Here is a 20116-nt window from a genome sequence, read left to right on the forward strand (position 1 = left end):
TGGACAGGCTGGAAGCCTGTCCTACTTTATGAACAAACTGGTTCAAATCAATGCAACACAGCCCGAGCCGGAAATCATCCGCCGGGCCTGTGCGCTTTTAGAGGCAGGTGAACTGGTCGTGGTGCCGACCGAAACGGTTTACGGAATCGCCTGCGATCCGGCGCATCTCGAAAAACTTTACGCCGCCAAGGAGCGCGAGCGCGGCAAACCCATCGCGCGGCTGGCCGCCAGCTTCGAGCAGGTCGAAGCGCTCGGCGCGAAGTTTGGAGTACACGGACTGGCGCTCGCAAAAAAATACTGGCCCGGTTCGCTGACGCTGGTACTGGATACGCCGGACGGATTGACCGGCTTCCGCGTTCCGGCCCACGAAGTCCCGCTGGCGCTGGCCCGCGCCTTCGGCAAACCTATCGCGCTGACCAGCGCAAATAAAAGCGGCGGCGCAGATGCCGTTTCGGCGCAAGAAGCTTTTCAGACTCTGAAAAATTCCGTCGCGCTGTTTCTGGATGCCGGAGAATGTTCCGGTAAAGTTCCCAGCACGGTCGTCCGGTGTCTGGACGGCGGCTTGACGATTTTGCGCGAAGGCGCGGTTTCCAAAGTTGAAATTGAACGGGTGGTCGCATGAAAAAGCTGATTTTTGTCTGTACCGGCAATACCTGCCGGAGCCCGATGGCCGAAGGGCTGATGAAAAACCTGCTCGGGCCGGATTGCGGCTGGGATATTTCGTCGGCGGGCGTTCATGCGAACAACGGTTGTCCGGCAAGCTCCGGCGCGGTGGAAGCGCTCCGGATGCTGGGGCTTGATCTGTCCGGCCACTCCAGTCGGCGGTTGACTCCGGCGTTGGTTCATAACGCCGATTTACTCGTCACCATGACGCGCGGTCACCGCGACGCCATTCTGGCCATCGCGCCGGAAAGCGCGGGCAAAGTTTTCTTGCTAAAATCGTTCGGAGTTGCACAATGCGCGGCTGATATTTACGACCCGGTCGGGGAGGCGCTGGACGTTTACTGCCGCGTGCGCGACGAAATTGACGCCGCTTTACCCGACCTGATTCTTTACATGATGGAGCAAAGGAACTGACATGAAAATCGTTATCGGTGCAGATCACGGCGGCGTAGAGCTGAAAGAAAAATTTGTATCCCTTCTGAAAACCAAAGGGTTCGAAATCGAAGACGTCGGAACCAACTCCGCCGAATCCGTTGATTATCCCGATTACGCCGCCGCCGTCGCGTGCCGGGTTTCACAGGGAAAGGCCGACCAGGGAATTCTGATCTGCAATACCGGTATCGGCATGAGCATCACCGCCAACAAATTTCCGCGCGTCCGCGCCGCCGTCTGCTGTACGCCGGAAATGGCCAAACTGACCCGTATCCACAATGCGTCCAACGTTCTCTGTCTCGGCGCAAACAATGTCGCGGATTCCGTCTCTCTGGAAATTCTCGAAGCGTGGCTGGCGAACAAGCCGGAAGCGGGCGGCCGCCACGAGCGGCGCGTCAACAAGATCAAAGCCTTGGGCAAGAGTACCAGCGACGCGATCGCGCTCTATGACGCCGATCCGGAAATGTACAAAATTCTCCGCGACGAAAACGTCCGGCAGAAAAACAACATTGAGCTGATCGCCTCCGAAAACATTGTCAGTCAGGCCGTGCGTGAAGCGCAGGGTTCGCGCCTGACCAACAAATATGCCGAAGGGTATCCGGGCAAGCGCTGGTACAACGGTTGCGAATACGCCGACGAAGCCGAGCGGCTCGCCATCGACCGCGCCAAACAACTGTTCGGTGCCGAGCACGTCAACGTACAGCCGCACTGCGGCAGCAGTGCCAATATGGCGGTCTACTACGCCATGCTGCAGCCGGGTGACACCATTCTCGCCATGAGTCTCGCCGAAGGCGGACACCTGACCCACGGTCACCCGATGAATTTTTCCGGCCGCTTTTTCAAAATCATCCCGTACGGCGTACGGAAAGACACCGAGCAGATTGATTACGACGAGCTGCAGCGTCTTGCGGAAGAACACAAGCCGCGCATGCTGGTCGCCGGAGCCAGCGCTTATTCGCGTATCATTGATTTCAAGCGGATGCGGAAAATCGCCGACTCTGTCGGCGCTTACTTCACCGTGGACATGGCGCACATCGCCGGTCTGGTCGCCGCCGGGTGCCATCCGAGTCCCGTGCCGGAAGCGGACTTTGTTACAACCACAACGCACAAAACGCTGCGCGGCCCGCGCGGCGGCATGATTCTCTGCAAAGAAAAATTCGCTGCCGATATCGACCGGCAGGTTTTCCCCGGCATTCAGGGCGGCCCGCTGATGCACGTCATCGCCGCGAAAGCCGTCGCTTTCGGCGAAGCGCTGACGCCGGAATTTAACGCCTACCAGCAACAGGTCGTCAAAAATGCCAAGGCGCTGGCCGAAGCCATGCAGGCCAACGGATTCCGTATCGTTTCCGGCGGCACCGACAATCACCTGATGCTGGTGGATGTCAGCTCATGCGGGTTGACCGGTAAGGATGTGGCCAATGCGCTGGACAAGGCGTCGATCACTGCCAATAAAAACGGCATACCGTTTGACCAGAAGAGTCCGTTCGTCACCTCCGGCGTGCGGCTCGGAACTCCGGCGGTCACCACGCGCGGCATGAAGGAAGCGGACATGGTGCAGATCGCCAATTTTTTCAAAGCCGTCACCGACACTATGGCGGACGAAAAGAAGCTGGCGGAAATTCGCGCAGAAGTCATCGCGTTCTCCAACCGTTTTCCTCTGCTGTAATGCTATTCCGTGTACGGAGGAAACGGGCTTGGGAGACCGACCAGCGTGTTGAACGCCTGCGGAGTGATTCCGGGCACTGAAGTTTTCTTGAATCCGTTGGTGCCGGCGATCGCCGCGATTTCCACGCCGGGCACCTTAAGAATCGGCGACGAACCGGGTGCGGCGGACGGCAGAGGGCGGTTGAGCAGATTCATCCCGAGGAAAATTACAAAGAGTGCGGCGATACCATAACGCGGCTGGGCCACCATCCACCCGAAGCTCTTATCGGGAAAAAGCAGCAGCGACGGGTCGTTGTTGGTTGTGCGAACCGCGCGCATGGTATTTTGAATGTTCTTTTCGACCCGGTTCGCGTCCGGCCGTTCATAGGTTTTGAGCGCCAGCAGACCGGCAATATTCAGTTCCGGAGTTTCGGATTTTTTGGTGTTGCTCATTTTACAAACTCCGCCAGTTCCGCCTGTAGCTGTTTGTGCGCATAAAACAACCTTGAGCGGACTGTTCCTTCCGAGCAGCGCATTACTTCGGCAGTTTCCGCGTGGGACAGTCCCTGAATATCATGCATCGCGACCACGGCTCTTTGCTTCTCGGACAGCTTGAGCATCGCCGCGTTCATTTTTTCCTGGAATTCGCTCAGGCTCATTTTCCGCAAAACCGATCCTTTGCTGGAAAACTCGCGGTAGGATTCGGACGTTTTAATATCCGGATCGAACTCGTCAAAAGATACCGTCTGCCGGCGGTTGCGCCGCTTACGGAAGTTGATGGTGCGATTCAATGCAATGCGGTAAATCCATGTATAAAAGCTGGACTGTTCACGGAAGTGTCCGAGGGCTTTCCACGCTTTGACAAAAACCTCCTGAACCAGATCTTCGGCATCTTCGCGGCTGCTGGTCATGCCGTAAATGAGTCCGTAAATTTTGCTGTGATAACGCCGAACCAGTTCTTCGTAGGCGGCAATGTCGCCGGTCTGTGAACGATGCACCAGTTCAAGGTCGTCCGGGCCGCCGAAACTCGGTTGTGTTTTTGATTCGTCGCTCATTTTTTCCATCGTTTGGAAAAACGGGGTTTGTTTTATTCCAAAGCTTGAACTGCTTGTAGCAGGTTTCTTAAACCTTGGAAAAAGAAAAGCGCCCCGAAAAATTCCGGGGCGCTTTTTGAACCGTTTGACCGGTTCGGGCCTAGCCCTGAATGGCGGCCTGCGCGGCAGCCAGACGGGCGATCGGTACGCGGAACGGCGAACAGCTGACATAGTTCAGTCCGGCTTTGCAGCAGAACTTCACGCTGGCCGGGTCGCCGCCGTGTTCACCGCAGATCCCGCACTTGAGATCCGGACGGGTCGAGCGGCCTTTTTCCACGCCCATCTGCACCAGCTGGCCTACGCCGCGCTGGTCGAGGTGCTGGAACGGGTCGCACGGCAACAGTTTTTCCTGCAGGTAGTCCGGCAGGAACGAGCCGATATCGTCGCGGCTGAACCCGAAGGTCATCTGTGTCAGGTCGTTGGTGCCGAAGCTGAAGAACTCGGCGGTTTCGGCCAGTTCGTCAGCGGTCAGCGCGGCGCGCGGAATTTCGATCATCGTGCCGACCATATATTTCAGCTTCACGCCTTCTTTCTTGATCACTTCTTCGGCCGTTTCGCGGACGATCTTCACAAGGAAGTCGAGCTCGGCTTTGGCGCCGACGAGCGGGATCATGATTTCCGGCAGAACTTTGACTTTTTTCTTGGCCTTGCCGACTTTACAGGCGGCGGCGATGATCGCGGTCGTCTGCATGACGCAGAGTTCCGGATAGGTTACCGAGAGACGGCAGCCGCGGTGTCCGAGCATCGGATTGAATTCATGCAGCTGCTGGACGCGATCCGCAACCTGTTTTGCCGGAACATTCAGACGTTTCGCCATTTCGGCCTGATCTTTCGCGGTATGCGGAACGAATTCATGCAACGGCGGATCGAGCAGGCGCACGGTTACCGGCAGGCCATCCATCGCCTTGAAGATGCCTTCGAAATCTTTCTGCTGCAACTTGAGCAGTTTAGCGAGAGCTTTCTTCCGGCCCGCTTCGTCGTCGGCAATGATGAACTCGCGGATCGCCCAGATACGGTCGCCTTCGAAGAACATGTGCTCGGTACGGCAGAGGCCGATTCCTTCGGCACCGAATTCGCGGGCGTTCTGAGCGTCTTTCGGTGTGTCGGCATTGGTGCGGACGTTGATCTTGCGGTGAGCGTCCGACCACTGGGAAATCTGTTCGTACATTTTGTAGATCGGGTGTTTCTTGGCGGCGGCGTTGTTGTCCACCACGCCGGAAACGACCGGGCTCGACTGCGTCGGAATCTGGCCTTCATAAACCATACCGGTTGATCCGTTCAGGCTGATGAAGTCGCCCGCTTTGTAGGCTTTCTTGCCGACGGTGACGGTGCGTTTCTTATAGTCGATTTGCAGAGCGCCAGCGCCGCAAATACAGCACTTGCCCCAGCCGCGGGCAACAACCGCCGCGTGGGAGGTCATGCCGCCAGTCGAGGTGAGTACGCCCTGTGCCGCCCACATGCCGCCGACATCTTCGGGGCTGGTTTCGTGGCGGACGAGAATAACCTGCGCTTTCGGATCTTTCGCTACGGCCGCTTCGGCTTCTTTGGCGTCGAAAACAATCTTACCGACAGCAGCACCGGGTCCTGCGGGCATCGCCGTGGTGATCAGCTTGGCTTTCTTTTCAGCCGCAATGTCGAAGATCGGGAACAGCAACTGTTCGAGGTCTTCGCCGGAAACGGTCATGATCGCTTCCTTCTGCGTCAGAATTTTGGAAAGCGCCTTGCCGGTGTAAACATCTTTCCCGTTGACCATTTCAACAGCCCAGCGGACGCCAGCCAGACCGGTGCGCTTGGCATTGCGGGTCTGCAACATCCAAAGCTTGCCTTCCTGAACGGTGAATTCCACGTCCTGCGGATATTTGTAGTGCTTCTCGAGACGGTCCATAATCTTGAGCAGGTCGGCGTGCGCCTTTTTCCAGATCGGAGATTTTTCGTTCGGCATGTCGTCGATATTTTTCGGAGTGCGGATGCCAGCCACCACGTCTTCGCCCTGCGCGTTGATGAGATATTCGCCCATCGGCTTGCTGTCGCCTGTTCCACCGTCACGGGTGAAGGCCACGCCGGTACCGGACTCGTCGCCCATGTTGCCGAAGACCATCGCCTGAACGTTTACGGCCGTGCCGAGCAGGCCGGTGACCTTATTGATCTGGCGGTATTTTTCAGCGCGCTCAGAGTTCCACGAACCGAATACGGCCTGAATGGAGAGATTGAGCTGTTCCATCGGATCCTGCGGGAACGGCTTTTTGACATGCGCCTGATAGACCTTCTTATAGATGTCAACCAGCTCCTTGAGCTGTTCGGCGGTCAGGTCGGTGTCTTCTTTGGCTTTATATTTTTTCTTCAGCTTTTCGATTTCGACTTCGAAGTGGTGGTGTTCGAGATCGGTATAGGGGCCCATCACGACGTCACCGAACATGTCGATGAAGCGGCGGTAGCAGTCCCACGCGGTGCGCTCATTGCCGGTCTGCTTGATGAACCCGAGAACCGATTTGTCGTTCAGGCCGAGATTGAGAACGGTGTCCATCATGCCGGGCATCGAGATCGCGGCGCCGGAGCGGACAGAGACGAGCAGCGGATCACTCGGATCGCCGAGCTTTTTGCCCATCAGTTTTTCGAATTTGCTGAGGGTCTTTTTGAGCTGTTCTTCCATGCCTTCCGGATATTTGCCGCCGCTCTTGCTGTAGCAGGCGCAGGCTTCGGTGGAAATCGTCAGGCCGGGAGGAACCGGAAGTCCGGCATTGGCCATTTCGGCAAGATTGGCGCCTTTGCCGCCGAGAATTGCCTTCATCGTTTTGTCGCCTTCGGTATGTTCCTTACCGAATCCGTAGAAGTACACGTACTGTTTGTTCGCCATCGAGTCTCTCCTGGTTGGGTTCCGCTTCACTTGATCCATATTTTCAAAAAAAGACGCGCCATGCTAGCAGAGCATGCGGGTGTGTCAAGGCAGGTTTGGGCCGCGGCAGGCTATTCGGCCGGGCGTTCGAAATGAAACACTTCGCTTTTCACGGCGATCTCATCGATGTCGGAAATTCCGTCGCCGTTGCTGTCGGCTTTTGAATGAACGTATTCATACGCGCCGATATCGGCCCGCGCATTGCCGTTATTGTTGCCGTCGAGAATGCGCGGATGCCCGACCAGATCAACAGCCAGAAACGTCTTGGTGCCCGCGTCGATCAACGGAGAATCAAAGGTCGGCAGGAAAACGCCCTGATCGGTATTCTTAAAGCCCGGCTCCACGCCGCTGTTCCCCGGCCCGTAGCCTTTGGGCATACTGCAACAGTAGCTCATCTCCACTTCGATAAAATTGTGATCGCCCACCAGCGTCTGATTATGGTGCAGCACCGTATTCTGCGCCTTGCCGAACGCCGCGCCGCCGCCCATCACTTCCGCACGGTTGTGCGTCACCGTGCAGTTGAACAGTTCGCTGTGGTGCGTGCCCCCGCCGTACCGTCCGGCGCGGTTATACTGGATCAAACAGCTCCCTAGCCGCGCGCGGCTGACGCCGCCGCCGGAACGCCGCGCCGTATTGCCGGAAAACACACACTGCATCGCGTTGCCGCCGTAAAGTCCGCCGCCGTACCACAGCGCCGTATTGCTGACGACCGTGCAGTTCACCAGCACGCCGCCCGGCTCGCTCCAGACCCCGCCGCCGGAAAGCGCCGTAAACTTATTACCCTCCGGCCCCTCTTTCATCGTCTCGCCGCCGGAAATGGTGAAGCCGACCACCTGCACGCCGTTGGTCATATAAATACAGCGCGTCGAAGGGCCGCCCGCGATGATCGTCACCTCCGGCCCCTTCTCGCTGCGTAACGTCAGCGGCTTATCAATCACCAGCCGCGTCGCCGGACCTTCCTGATTCAGCTGGCGACCGCCCATATCATAAATTCCAGGAGCCACCACGATCTCGTCGCCCGGACTGGCTTTATCAATAACCATCTGGAGTGTATCGGGCGCATTTTTCGGCACATAAATTGTTCTGGGAACCGGAGCCATCGGCGTCACATAAAGCGGGCCGCGCAACGGGCCGCCGCCGCCGAACTCCGCCGCGTTGGTAAACGCCGCAGACACCGTATCGTTCGGATCGCGGAACTGAGCAACGATTTTCGCGAGCTCCGTCGCCTGAATCTCGGTCAGCGCCTGAAGAACCTCAGGCAGCGGGGGCAGCGGGGGGATCTGTTCTTCGATTTGCTGGGCAGACAAAGCAGATGTCGCCAGCAATGATACCATCACAACAACTTTTGTTTTCATAGATGCCTCGCTTTTAACCGTGGGCTGGTTTCTACCTGATTTTCATAAACTTTGGAACTGTTATTCCACATCCAACGGGCCGCCGGGCCGATCTTGAATGACGGTATGGCGGGCGTGGGCGGAAGTTTCCGGCCAGTCTTCATTATAATTCAGTCCGCGGCTTTCTTTGCGGTGCTGGGCGGAACGGACAATCAGTTCCGCCACGGCGGCGAGGTTGCGCAGTTCAATCAGATCGGCGGTGACGAGGTATTCCTTATAGTAGCTGCGGATTTCTTCGCGAATGTTATGAATACGCCGCCGCGCCCGCATCAGCCGCCGGTCGGAGCGGACAATCCCGACGTAGTCCCACATCACCGAGCGCACTTCGTTCCAGTCGTGCGCGACGACAATCTCTTCATTACTGGAAACCGCGTCGCCGCACTCCCAGCGCGGAATCGTAAGATTCGCCACCGGATTTTCTTTCCAGACTCTGGATGCTTCGTCCGCGCAACGATGTCCGCAGACCAGCGCTTCGAGCAGTGAATTGCTGGCGAGACGGTTTGCGCCGTGCAGTCCTGTGCTGGCGACTTCGCCGACGGCGTAAAGCCCCGGCATTGCCGTGCGGCCATTGACGTCGGCAACCACGCCGCCGCAGGAATAGTGCGCCGCCGGAACAACCGGCACCGGCGCGCGGGCCATGTCGAAACCGTATTTCAGGCAGGCTTTATAAAGCGTCGGAAAGCGCTGCTGCAAAAAGTCGGCGTCGCGGTGCGAGATGTCGAGATAGACGAACGGATCGCCGTGCTTTTTCATGACCGAGTCAATGGCGCGAGCCGTGATGTCGCGCGGCGCCAGCGGGCCGCGTTCGTCAAAGTCATAAACAAATTCGTGCCCGCGCCGGTCGATCAGCTTCGCCCCTTCGCCGCGCACCGCTTCGGAAATCAAAAACGTTTTCGCATCGGGATGATAAAGACAGGTCGGATGAAACTGGATCATCTCCATATCGCGGATCGGCAGTCCGGCGCGCCACGCCATCGCCACGCCGTCGCCGGTGGCGACGTCCGGGTTGCTGGTATAAAGGTAAACTTTGCCGAGCCCGCCGGTGGCGAGAATGGTGACCGGCGAGCGAACGGCGAGGATTTCGCCGGAGGTTTTATCGAGAAAGTAACAGCCGACACAGCGGTTTTCGCCGGACAGGCCGATCCAGCCGGTCGGCACCACGTCGATCGCCAGCCAGTTTTCGGCGATGGTAATGTTCGGATCGGCCTTGGCGCGGGCGAGCAGTCCTTTTTCGAGCGCCGCGCCGGTAATGTCACCGGCATGCAGAACACGGCGGCGGGAATGTCCGCCTTCCTGACCCAAATCGTATTCGGCGGGATTATCGTGGCTGCGCTCGAAGTGGACGCCCAGTGTTTCGAGTTCCGCAATCCGCTCCGGCCCGCCTTCGACAATGGCGCGCACAGCGGATTCTTCGCTGAGGCCTCCACCGGTTTGCAGTGTATCGGTAATGTGCTCCGCCATGGAGTCCGCCGGATCGACGACGCAAGCGACGCCGCCTTGCGCATAGCGGGTATTCCCTTCGTCGGCGGAGCGTTTGGCCGCCACCAGCACCTTGCCGTGCGCGCTCAGCCGCAACGCGGCGGTCAATCCCGCCAGCCCGCTGCCGATTACCAGAAAATCTGTGTCGCGTGTTTGCATAAATTAAAATATGGCGAGACGTTAGCACACTTTTTCCGAAGGGTGGAAACGGAAACTCTGTTCCGGCGAAGCTCCGTCAGCGTCCGGGCGCACCGTCCAATACCGGCGAGTTCCGGATGATCAGACGCTTTACGTCGTCAAACCGCGCCGCAACGACGCCCGGAGCCACCTGCGCCTTAAAGTTGTCAATCTCCAGTCCATCCACATCTGTGCAGACGATCGCCGGACGCAGATCTTCTTTTTCATAACTGACGCGAATATTCGCCAGCTCCAGATCGCGGACGTGCCGGGCAAAAATACCATAGGCCGGAAGCGTTCCCAGCTGACGCGGCTCAGGATAGTTGCTTCCCAGTTCCGGCGGAACAATCGCCGCGTCGGCCTGCGTCCCGCCGCCGCGACTGATGAGGCGAATGTTTTCCAGCCGGATTCCTTCCAGCGGCTGTTCCGGCAGCCCCATGATCTGAATGCCGCTCATCGGGCCGGTTCCGTCGATGATGACGTTCGAGATGTTAATGTTGCGAGCGCGGCTGGCGGTCGTGAGGTTCGGTGTGCGGTTGCGGTTTCCGGTGGTGATGTAAATTCCGTAATCCGGAATCTCCGTCATGGTGAGATTGCTGATGCTGATATTTTCCATGATGCCGCCATCGACCTGTTCGAGCGCCAGCCCGAGACTGTGGCGAAAGATGCAATTGGCGATGACGATATTGCGAAAGCCGCCGCTTGATTCGGTGCCGAGCTTAATGCGCCCGTTGCACCAGCTGTTGGCTGACCATGCCGGCCGGGGCAGATTGTAAACCAGCGTTCCCACAGGGAAAGCGGAGAGCTGACAGTTGACGATGGTCACATCCTCCGTCAGGCGCACTTCGCCAAGCGCATAGGTGCTTTTTAAACAGATTCCGTCATCCACCGGCGTGTTGACGCGGCAGTTGGAAATCGTGACGTTGCGACAGCAGTCGACGTCGATCCCGTCGCGACTGGTGTCCATGGTGACATTGTCAACGGTCATGCCGTCACAGCCCGTCGCCAGAATCGCAAAATGCCCGCCGCGAAAAATGGTGATATCGCGCACAACCACGTTACGGCAAAGCTTCAGCGCAATCGCTTTATTGCCTATTCTAACCGGCGGCATCCCGCTGGTTTCGCCGGGCGGAAATGCGGGAAGCGCATCTCCGGTAAAACCGATCATTCGATCCATGATCCCGGTTTTTTCCTTACTGATCAGTCCGCCGCCGTTAATCATGCCGTGTCCGGTGATGAAAACGTTGGTCAGATTTTCGCCCCAGATCAGACTGTTGTGAAAGAAGCTGTGCCCGCCGTCCTGATAACCGCCGGACGTGTACGGTTCGGTTTCGTCATACGCATTCATTTCCTGCGGCGCACCGAGAATGGTTGCGCCAGCGTCGATCAATAGATGAATGTTGCTCTTGAGACGAATAGAGCCGCTTAAGTAGGTGCCCGCCGGAACCAGTACCGTTCCGCCGCCAGAAGCCGCCGCCGCATCGATCGCTTTATTAATGGCCGGACTGTCGAGCGTTTGGCTGTCGCCGGTTGCGCCGTAATCGCGAACATTGAAAAACGCGCCGCCAAACGCCGCAGCCCCGTTCAGCCATATCCCGCTGACGACAAAAGACAGAACGACAAACTTGTTTTTCATCACACATTTTCTCCAAAGACGCCCGCCTTACGGCCTCACGGCACCACATCGTGCCGCCCCGAACATTAAAACAAAAGCCGCTGAAAGCTTCCGTACGTTCTGCGTGTTCTGCGGCTACAAAATGCTGATAACCAACCCGCCCCACTCGTTGTCGCAGTCGCGGACGATTTCGCGTCCGCCGAGCCGGACAAATGTATCGGCCACACCGTCGAGCTCCATTTCGCGAATGCCGGTCAGCAGCAGATATTTCCCGGCGATCCGCAGCAGTGTGGATGCGTTATCGATCAGCAGCGTTGAATAAATGTTGGCGCAGACGATGTCATATTTTTCATTCGGCCAGCCGTCGGTTATGTCGTGCTGACGGAAAGCCGTTTTATCCGCCACGCCGTTGGCTTCGGCATTCTCAATCGAACACTCGACACAGATCGGATCAAAATCCACGCCCAGCGCCTGTTCGGCGCCCAGCTTAACAGCGGCGATCGCCAAAACACCGGAACCGGTGCCGACATCAAGCATCGTCTTTGCGCCGCTCTGCGGAACAAACCGGTCGAGCTGTTCGAGACAGAAGCGCGTCGTGAAATGGTTGCCGGTTCCAAAACTCAGCCCCGGATTAATCACAATCTCAATCTTCTCCCCGCTGACTTCTGACTCCTGATTCCTGTCCCCTGAATTTGCCAGCCACGGCGGAACGACGCGAAGCCGCTGCCCGATATCCATCGGTTTGAAATGTTTTTTCCAGCTTTCCGCCCATTCTTCGTCCGCATATTCGCGGATCGCACGCCCTTTGATCGGGAACTGCTCCAGTGCCCGCGCGGCGATTTCTGCCTCGATGGTGTTGTCGAAATAGATTTCGAGCGCGCATTCCGTTCCGCCCGGCTTTTTCAGCTCAACGACCGTCCTGCCGAGATTTTCTGCCACCCAATCACTAATCCGCTCCGCTTCGTTCTGCGCGATCATCAGCGTCAGAATCGCTCCGCCTTTTGGTTTTTCCGTTTTCATATGCAGACTTATACCGTAAATTCTCCGCCAATGAAAACGGTTGTGACAGAAACTGTACTGCTGGGCCGCGAAGCGTTCGAAACGCTCGGCGAAGTCGTTGTTGTCCCCGACCGGAAGATTCCTCCGGAACAGCTCAAAGATGCCGACGCGCTGATTACCCGCTCTCAAAGCAAGGTGGCGCCGGAACTGCTCGCCGGTTCTGCCGTCCGCTTCGTTGGCACCGCCACCGCCGGATTCGAACACTACGACATCCGCGGACTGGAAACTCTCGGCGTCGTCTGGTGCGCCGCGCCGGGCTGTAATGCCGACAGCGTTGCCGACTGGTTCACCGCCGCGATGCTGACGCTCCATAAAAATCACGGCGTCGCGCTCGAAGGAAAAACTCTCGGCATCATCGGCATCGGTCAGGTTGGTTCGCGCATCGCGAAACGCGCTGAAGCGCTCGGCCTGCGCGTTCTGCTCAACGATCCGCCGCGTGCCGCCAAAGAAGGTGCCGCCGGATTTCAGCCGCTGGAAAAACTGCTGGCGGAATCCGATATCGTTTCGCTCCATGTGCCGCTGATTAAGGAAAAACCGTGGCCGACGCTTCACATGGCGGACTGCCGTTTTTTTGAACAGATGAAGCGCGGTTCTGTTTTCATCAACGCGGCGCGCGGTCCGGTACTGGATAGCGACGCCCTGCTGCTCGCCAAAGAGCGCGGCATCATCGCGCACGCCGTTCTCGACGTCTGGGATCCGGAGCCGGCTGTCCGCGCCGATGTGCTCCGGATTGCCACGATTGGAACGCCGCATATCGCCGGCCATTCGTTTGAAGGCAAGCTGAACGGCACCATTCAGGTTTACCGTGATGTCTGCAACTTTTTCGAAACGGCTCCGGTTTGGAATCCCGCGCCGCGACTGCCCGCGGTAGCCGTGCCGGAACTGAAAATTGATTCGCGCGGGAAACCCGATCTCGATGTGCTGGCCGAAGCCGTCTTCGCGGTCTATGACATTGAAGCCGACCAGCTCTCGGTCGAAGATATTGAACGGTTCGACAAACTGCGTGCTCATTACCGCGTGCGGCGGGAATTTAAGAACACAACCGTTCTTCTTTCGGAAATCCGTCCGGTGCTAAGCAGAAAATTACATCAAGCCGGATTTACCGTTCCGGCGGCTTGCGCACCAGATAACGGGTAAGACACAGTCGGCACTTCATCATGGTGCTATCCGGCAGAACCCAGCGAATAAAACGACCTCGACGAATGCGTTGTGAAGCATCTGCTCGACCACATGCAGGACATTTTTCTTCGGGATGAATTTTCAGGCGCATAACTTACTTCCTCCCAAAACAACGGAGTAGTTATACGCCTTTCCGGTAAAAAACGACAGGCTTTCGTGGGGAATATCCCCACAACGGGTTTCTTAGCGATAATTAAACAACCGGTCGATTTTATAAGCCTCTCCGGTGGAGGCCGAAAGAGCGGAAACGATCTTGTCCTGAATATGGCGGGTCAGGCGGCGCCCCTTGCGCCCTTTTTGCACCTGCTTATGCGTCAGTCCGTCTTTTGACGCCGCGACGAGATCGTGGTTTTTCAACCCGCGCTCTTCCATGATTTTGTCGAGAGGCTGTACACCCAATTCCAGTTCTTTGTCGCTCATAAGTTTTGCTCCATTACCCTGTCCACCGCGTCCATTACCGTTTTGACATCCTGCATCGTATTGAGATGCTGCAAAAGATCGCGGCGGCCGCGCAGGCCTTTCATATACTGCGCCAGATGCGGGCGGAAATGCAGGCAGGCGCTCTGCTCAGGAATATATTTCGTTTTACAGCGCCGTCCCTGCGCTGTGGCGGAAGTCATTTCCACCAGCCGAAGCAAATGCGTTTCAATCGCTTTGCGGCGCCGTTCCAGCGACGGCGGTTCCGCCGCCGGATTTTTTATCTGCTCGAACAGCCATGGATTGCCGACTGCGCCGCGGCCGATCATTACGCCGTCCACGCCGGACACGCGCACCATTTCCGCCGCATCCTCCGGCTTCACGATACCGCCGTTGCCGATCACTGGAATTTGCAGCGCCTGTTTGATTTCACCCAGCTTTTCCCAGTCAGCTGGGCCGCCATGAAAATTACAGGCGTAGCGTCCGTGTACCGCGATCATGTCGGCCCCGGCGTCCTCGACGACTTTGGCAATCGTCAGGTGATCCGGAAACGCCGGACTGAAACCAATACGGGTTTTAACGCTCACCGGCAGCGACACCGCTTTTTTGACGGCGCGGACAATCTCGCCGATCTGCTCCGGCTCTTTCATCAGCGCGGCACCCGCGCCGCGCCGGACGACTTTTTTCACCGGACAGCCGCAGTTCAGGTCGATCCAGTCAAACGTGCCGAGCTTTTCAATATAGATCGCCGCATCAACCATCGCTTCGACCGACTTGCCAAAAATGTGCCCCGCAATCGGATGGTCAAATTTGGAAACTTCCAGGAATTGGAACGTCTTCTGCGAATCGCGGCGGATTCCTTCGGCGCTGGTGACTTCGGTATAACACGCACCTGCGCCGTTTTCTTTACAGATCGAACGGAACGCCGCGTCGGTGTAACCCGCCATCGGCGCAAGCACCACCGGAAAATCGATCGTCACCGTTCCGAATTTTAGAGGTTTTAACTTCATAAAAACTCTGGAGTGCGGACGCAAGCCGCAGGCGCGAGGCCGCTCTGTCCTCAAAGCGGCGTCGCGTTTTACTTGCCGCCGCACTCCAAAAATTATCCGCGAATCAGAGCCAGCACTTCGTCGCGCTTCTGTTCCATCTGCGCCTTGGTTTTGGCTTCGAGGTTGAGGCGGACGAGCGGCTCGGTGTTGGACGAACGGACGTTGAACCACCAGTCGGCGTATTCGTAGGAATTGCCGTCGAGCTGAAATTTGCGCGCATCGCCGTATTTCGCGTCGAGTTTTTTGAAAACCGTCTGCACATCGGCGACCTTCGAATTGATTTCGCCGGACGCGAAGTAGCGTTTGATCGGCTTGATGAGCTGGGAAAGTGTTTTGCCGGTTTTGCTAACGAGGTTGGCGACGCAAATGGCGGCCAGCGCAGAGCTTTCGGTGTAATAGTTGTCGCGGAAGTAGTAGTGGCCGGAAAGCTCGCCCGCGAAAACGGCGTCGGCTTCGCGCATCTGCGCTTTGATGAAGGCGTGGCCGACGCGACTCATCATCGGACGTCCGCCCGCTTCTTCAATGACTTCCTTGACGGCCCAGCTGCTACGCAGGTCGTAGAAAATGGCGGAGCCGGGAAATTTTTCGAGCATGGACTGCGCGACCAGCGCGGTGATCATGTCCATGGTGACGACGTCGCCGTTTTCATCGAGGAAGCCGGCGCGGTCGGCGTCGCCGTCGAAGGCGATACCGAAGTCGTACTTGCCCGCTTTAAGTTTGGCGGAAATGTCGTGCAGCGTGTGCAGGTCGAGCGGATTGGCTTCGTGGTTCGGGAAAGTGCCGTCCATAACATCGTACATCGGCGTGATATCAAACATCTTGTCGGTGAATACGCCGCCTTCGGAAATTCCCATGCCGTTGGCGTAGTCGATGACAACGTTGAGCGGCTTCTTCATGGTCGCAAAGGTGCGGATGTGGGCGAAGTATTCCGGCTTAATGTCATACAGCGTCACTTTGCCGGGCTTGGCGGCAGGCGCGTCGAAGGATTGTTCGTTGACGATACGCTCGATATCGGCGATGCCGGTGGCGCCGCTGATCGGAATCGCCAGCTCGCGGCAGATTTTCATGCCGTTCCATTCGCCGGGGTTATGCGAGGCGGTGATGATGACTGAACCGTCGGCGCCAAGCTTGCCGTTGGCGTGATAGGACATCGGCGTGGAAGCCAGTCCAATATTGATGACGTCAACGCCCTGCATCGTCAGCCCTTTGGCCATGGCGTTGAACAACGGAATGGAGTGCGGGCGCATGTCGTGGCCGATGACAAACGTCTTTGGCTTCAGAAAGGTGGCGACAGCGCGCCCGATTTTGAAGGCCACATCGTCGGTCAGTTCGGTGCCGTAGATTCCGCGGATGTCGTATGCTTTAAAAATTCCAGCCATTTGCGTTTCCCTTTCGATTTCGAAAATGAGCGCCCTTTCTACTGAGATTGGGCGGGCGATTCAACAAAACCTTCCATATAAAATGTGAGGGCCGGAACCTCCGAATCGGACGGCAAAAGGTAAACGGGTTTCTTTTGCTCGCCGGAGCGGCGGGCCGCCGTAAAAACCGCCGTCAGCTCAACCGTTTCGCCCGGCCCGATCATCCGTTTGCTGAGCCGGACTTTGGTACAGCTACAACCGGTACGCGGCATTCCGGCGACAAACGTGGTGTCGCCCGCATTCCGGATGATAAAGACGTTGGTGATCACGGCCGACTGAGTCACTTTTCCGAATTTATACACCGGCGTATCGCACACCAGCCGAGCTCCTTCAACTGCGTTTCCAATGTCTGGAAACGCCAGTAGAAGGAAACTGACGAATATCGAATATCGAATATCGAATTTCATTAAAGAAGTTCCTATTGCGAATGTCCGGGCTTTCCGCCAGAGGCGGATCCGCCGGAGGAGGAGAGACCGAACAAATCAAACCCGCGCGGGAGAACGACGCGGCCCTGCGGAGTGCGTTTGATGAATCCTTCCTGAATCAGATACGGCTCGTAAACTTCTTCGATCGTGTCGGCTTCTTCGCCGACCGAAACCGCCAGCGAGCTGATGCCGACCGGCCCGCCGCCGAACTTTTCGATGATGGTCTGCAAAATCCGCTTATCCATTTCGTCGAGGCCGCTGTCGTCAATTTCAAGCAGCGCCAGCGCTTTGGCGGCGACATCGGCGGTGATGACATTACCGGCTTTGATCTGCGCATAGTCGCGGGCTCGGCGAAGCAGGTTGTTGGCGATGCGCGGCGTGCCGCGCGAACGGCGGGCGATTTCGAGCGCGCCGTCCGGTTCGATATCCACGTTCAGAATGCGCGCGGAGCGGATGATGATTTTCTGAAGTGTCGCGGCGTCATAATAGTCGAGCCGGTTGACGAGGCCGAAGCGCGAGCGCATCGGCGCGGAAAGCAGACCGCTGCGGGTTGTCGCGCCGATCAGCGTGAACGGCTGAATGTTGAGCCGTACGGAACGGGCGTTCGGTCCCTGGTCGATGACGATATCGATGACGAAATCCTCCATCGCGGAATAGAGATATTCCTCAACCGACTTCTGCATGCGGTGGATTTCGTCGATGAATAGAAAGTCGCCGCGCTCCAGACTGGTAAGCAGTCCGGCTAGATCGCCGGGCTTGTCGATGACCGGCCCGGAGGTGCATTTGATGTTCGCGCCCATCGCTTCGGCGATGATATAGGCCAGCGTGGTTTTGCCGAGGCCGGGTGGGCCGGAAAGCAGCGCGTGGTCGAGGACATCGCCACGCGCCTTGGCCGCCTGCACAAACAGCTCCAGCCGCTCTTTGATTTTGTCCTGACCGGTAAAATCAGCGAACCGCGACGGGCGCAGCTTGATATCGAAGTCCTTATCCGGACGGTTCAGCGTTGTGACGGTGTGTTCCATAAAAATACTTCCATCATTCGAAGTCCGAGCATCGGCAAATTCTAAAATTCATTGAATACTCCTTCGTCGACTTTTTATTGAGCCGCTTTCAGTCGGAAAAACATTTTTGGCTCAGAATTAAACTCAGTGAAATCTATCGTTAGCGCATTTGTTCTTGGAAGGCCGAGCTTTGCCCACTCCTTGAGGTCTCTGGAGCATTCTACTTGGAAAACACCGGAAGAAGTGTTTTCGGAATCAAGACATAGAACGTTAACAGTATTAGTAACAGTAACAGGCGGGAATGAAAGCGAGGAGTCCTCGTACTCGTAAGAATCAAACCATATTTTTATGGGTCTGTTCGTGGTGCACGTGACAGGCGGATCATACGTTAACTTATAAAACGTGGTATTGGTTGAGTTTGGTGAGTCCGCCAAAAGACATTCATGCCCATTATCGCCCACTCCGCGGATCGAGGTTAGCTGTGTTGTCGCCCATGTTTGAGCGTAGTCGAAAGATGTGTAAAGGGATCCTCCGAGGGTGACTAATGAAATGCTTCCATTGTAGATAAAAGTATCCGGCGTGCCGCTTGCTGGGTAGTTAAAAGGAACCGCATTCCCAGCTTCATTCAAGACGGACGCCCCCCAAAAGAGGCTATATAAAAAAATGAAGGAGTCATAGGATCCCAAGGTACGTCGTCCCTCAGAAGAAAATAAGACGGTCCAGTCCCTCCCATTTGTCGATGAGATTATACGATTACAAAGAGATGAATCATGCGACATTGTTACAAATTGAGCTCCTTGAACAATGGGTCTGCTCACAGCACCAGGGAAAATCGGATACCCGCCTCCTTGGAAAATGCCAGGACTAAGCCTGCTTGTGGTGAATTCATACATAGTATAGGGCTTCCATACAAATGGAGGTAAAATAAGCTCCCCCACTGTCATCTGAATAAGAAGAATATCTTCACAGGCAGTAATTGATGGATTTGCCGGCTGCTCGTGAATGCCAGAAATTATTTTACCAACATTTGTCCACGACAAGTCGGTCGCGGTTTTCCAAAGCTCCACGGAAACGTTGCTGGAGGCTACTCCTGAAGCGGTCATTGCCAAAAGAGTTCCATGCCCGTCGTGTCCCACGTAAATGGGAGAAATGGCAGAGTCATGCGATTCCCAGCTCGAACCGTTGGTAGATGAAAATATTTTCAGCGTTGGTGCCAGCCGATATCCGACGAAAGCCTCCCCCGTATAGAAGAATCCATCAATTCCTTCCGGGATCGAAGCCACTTCAGACCATGCGTTTGATGCGGCATGCAGTGGAGAATGACAAACCGTTAGCAGAAAAATCGCTATGAGCTGTTTTTTTGAAAATTTCGGTTTCAACATAAAGTCCATTTCCTATTTCCCCGTTAACGCCATACGAATCAGCTCTTCAACCGACGTCGACGGCTCCAGCTTGAGCGCCTTAACCATTTTACGGGCGTCGTCCTGTTTGTAACCGAGAGAAATGAGAGCCAGCGCGGCGTCACGCAACCGGCTGTCGCCGGGCAGATCGTCGGAGCCGGCCAGCGTTTCGAGCGCTTCGCCGGGCGAAAATTTGTCGCGCAGTTCAACGATGATGCGTTCGGCGGTTTTTTTGCCGATGCCGGAAATGGAGGAGAGCCGTTTGACGTCGCTTTCGATCAGCGCGGTTTTGAGTTCGCGAACCGAAAGGCCGGAAAGCGCGGCGACCGCGATTTTCGGGCCGACACCGCTGACGCTGAGGAGCAGTGTAAACATCCGGCGTTCATCATCCGTGGCGAAGCCGAACAGCACCTGCGAGACGTCGGTGATGTGGTGGTAGATCAGGATGCGGGTTTTCGCTCCCTCGGGCGGCAGGCGGTCGAAACTGCTGAGCGGGATGATCACTTCATAACCGACGCCGCCGACGTTCACCACCGCGCGGCCGGGCTGTTTTTCTTCGAGGGTGCCTTCCAGGAAAGTAATCATGGGCGGGAGACTATCAGAGAGTTCCCGAAGGTTGAACTATGAAATGGGAAAGATGAACCTGGAACAGGCTGTTCTGTAGCCGAGGTCTTTGACCTCGGAATATGGCAAGTCCGTTGGGTTCCGAGGTCAAGGACCTCGGCTACAAAAACTTCCATAAAACATCCGCCCCGATAAACAGAAAAGCCCCGCAGA

At 56.7% G+C, this 20116-nt stretch carries 18 protein-coding genes; 4 read left to right on the forward strand and 14 right to left on the reverse strand.

What is annotated here, in order from left to right; genetic code table 11:
• Nucleotides 1-28 precede the first annotated feature (28 nt).
• The 3 genes from HOO88_03740 to rpiB are packed head-to-tail and all read left to right on the forward strand — an operon-like array spanning nucleotide 29 to nucleotide 2761.
• Complete coding sequence (locus HOO88_03740) at nucleotides 29-622, forward strand: threonylcarbamoyl-AMP synthase (GenBank protein ID NOU35865.1); 594 nt, start codon at nucleotides 29-31, stop codon at nucleotides 620-622.
• Nucleotides 619-1077, forward strand: coding sequence for a low molecular weight protein arginine phosphatase (locus HOO88_03745; GenBank protein NOU35866.1), 459 nt, complete (start codon nucleotides 619-621; stop codon nucleotides 1075-1077). The genes HOO88_03740 and HOO88_03745 overlap by 4 nt, the downstream gene beginning before the upstream one ends.
• A 1-nt stretch (nucleotide 1078) precedes the next feature.
• A complete protein-coding gene (rpiB, locus tag HOO88_03750; GenBank protein NOU35867.1) occupies nucleotides 1079-2761 on the forward strand; it encodes a ribose 5-phosphate isomerase B in 1683 nt (560 codons plus the stop codon).
• A 2-nt stretch (nucleotides 2762-2763) separates the two neighbouring features.
• Here the strand turns inward: rpiB and HOO88_03755 are convergent, their stop codons facing one another.
• The 7 genes from HOO88_03755 to HOO88_03785 form a co-directional block, all read right to left on the reverse strand.
• Nucleotides 2764-3192, reverse strand: coding sequence for a hypothetical protein (locus HOO88_03755; GenBank protein ID NOU35868.1), 429 nt, complete (start codon nucleotides 3190-3192; stop codon nucleotides 2764-2766).
• Entirely contained in the window at nucleotides 3189-3794 is a 606-nt protein-coding gene (locus tag HOO88_03760) for a sigma-70 family RNA polymerase sigma factor (protein NOU35869.1), read from the reverse strand. Before HOO88_03760 ends, HOO88_03755 begins: the two co-directional genes overlap by 4 nt.
• 139 nt (nucleotides 3795-3933) lie before the next feature.
• Complete coding sequence (locus HOO88_03765; GenBank protein NOU35870.1) at nucleotides 3934-6687, reverse strand: pyruvate, phosphate dikinase; 2754 nt, start codon at nucleotides 6685-6687, stop codon at nucleotides 3934-3936.
• 110 nt (nucleotides 6688-6797) lie between these two features.
• The gene (locus tag HOO88_03770) at nucleotides 6798-8081 is read right to left on the reverse strand and encodes a hypothetical protein (protein ID NOU35871.1); all 1284 of its coding nucleotides are present in this window, start codon (nucleotides 8079-8081) and stop codon (nucleotides 6798-6800) included.
• A gap of 60 nt (nucleotides 8082-8141) precedes the next feature.
• The gene (gene nadB, locus HOO88_03775) at nucleotides 8142-9758 is read right to left on the reverse strand and encodes an L-aspartate oxidase (protein ID NOU35872.1); all 1617 of its coding nucleotides are present in this window, start codon (nucleotides 9756-9758) and stop codon (nucleotides 8142-8144) included.
• A 76-nt stretch (nucleotides 9759-9834) separates the two neighbouring features.
• A complete protein-coding gene (locus HOO88_03780) occupies nucleotides 9835-11412 on the reverse strand; it encodes a hypothetical protein (protein ID NOU35873.1) in 1578 nt (525 codons plus the stop codon).
• Between the two features lie 114 nt (nucleotides 11413-11526).
• Nucleotides 11527-12411: a 50S ribosomal protein L11 methyltransferase gene (locus HOO88_03785; protein ID NOU35874.1), complete on the reverse strand. Its 885-nt coding sequence runs from the start codon at nucleotides 12409-12411 to the stop codon at nucleotides 11527-11529.
• A 42-nt stretch (nucleotides 12412-12453) separates the two neighbouring features.
• Here HOO88_03785 and HOO88_03790 point away from each other — a divergent pair, with 42 nt between their 5' ends.
• Nucleotides 12454-13587, forward strand: a complete 1134-nt coding sequence (locus HOO88_03790; protein NOU35875.1) for a 4-phosphoerythronate dehydrogenase — start codon at nucleotides 12454-12456, stop codon at nucleotides 13585-13587.
• A gap of 225 nt (nucleotides 13588-13812) precedes the next feature.
• Here HOO88_03790 and HOO88_03795 read toward each other — a convergent pair whose 3' ends face one another.
• The 7 genes from HOO88_03795 to ruvA form a co-directional block, all read right to left on the reverse strand.
• Nucleotides 13813-14049 (reverse strand): hypothetical protein, encoded by a 237-nt coding sequence (locus HOO88_03795; protein NOU35876.1) that lies wholly within the window; start codon nucleotides 14047-14049, stop codon nucleotides 13813-13815.
• Nucleotides 14046-15056: a tRNA-dihydrouridine synthase family protein gene (locus HOO88_03800; GenBank protein ID NOU35877.1), complete on the reverse strand. Its 1011-nt coding sequence runs from the start codon at nucleotides 15054-15056 to the stop codon at nucleotides 14046-14048. Before HOO88_03800 ends, HOO88_03795 begins: the two co-directional genes overlap by 4 nt.
• Before the next feature lie 92 nt (nucleotides 15057-15148).
• Nucleotides 15149-16474: a phosphomannomutase/phosphoglucomutase gene (locus HOO88_03805; GenBank protein ID NOU35878.1), complete on the reverse strand. Its 1326-nt coding sequence runs from the start codon at nucleotides 16472-16474 to the stop codon at nucleotides 15149-15151.
• 38 nt (nucleotides 16475-16512) lie between these two features.
• Nucleotides 16513-16920 (reverse strand): DUF1573 domain-containing protein, encoded by a 408-nt coding sequence (locus HOO88_03810; protein NOU35879.1) that lies wholly within the window; start codon nucleotides 16918-16920, stop codon nucleotides 16513-16515.
• An 11-nt stretch (nucleotides 16921-16931) separates the two neighbouring features.
• Nucleotides 16932-17960 (reverse strand): Holliday junction branch migration DNA helicase RuvB, encoded by a 1029-nt coding sequence (gene ruvB, locus HOO88_03815; GenBank protein ID NOU35880.1) that lies wholly within the window; start codon nucleotides 17958-17960, stop codon nucleotides 16932-16934.
• A gap of 74 nt (nucleotides 17961-18034) precedes the next feature.
• On the reverse strand, nucleotides 18035-19321 hold the full coding sequence (locus tag HOO88_03820; protein NOU35881.1) for a hypothetical protein: 1287 nt from the start codon (nucleotides 19319-19321) through the stop codon (nucleotides 18035-18037).
• A 12-nt stretch (nucleotides 19322-19333) separates the two neighbouring features.
• Complete coding sequence (gene ruvA, locus HOO88_03825) at nucleotides 19334-19924, reverse strand: Holliday junction branch migration protein RuvA (GenBank protein ID NOU35882.1); 591 nt, start codon at nucleotides 19922-19924, stop codon at nucleotides 19334-19336.
• Nucleotides 19925-20116 lie beyond the last annotated feature (192 nt).

It is taken from the genome of Kiritimatiellaceae bacterium, assembly GCA_013141415.1.
In the GTDB taxonomy this organism is placed as follows: Bacteria; Verrucomicrobiota; Kiritimatiellia; order Kiritimatiellales; family Tichowtungiaceae; genus Tichowtungia.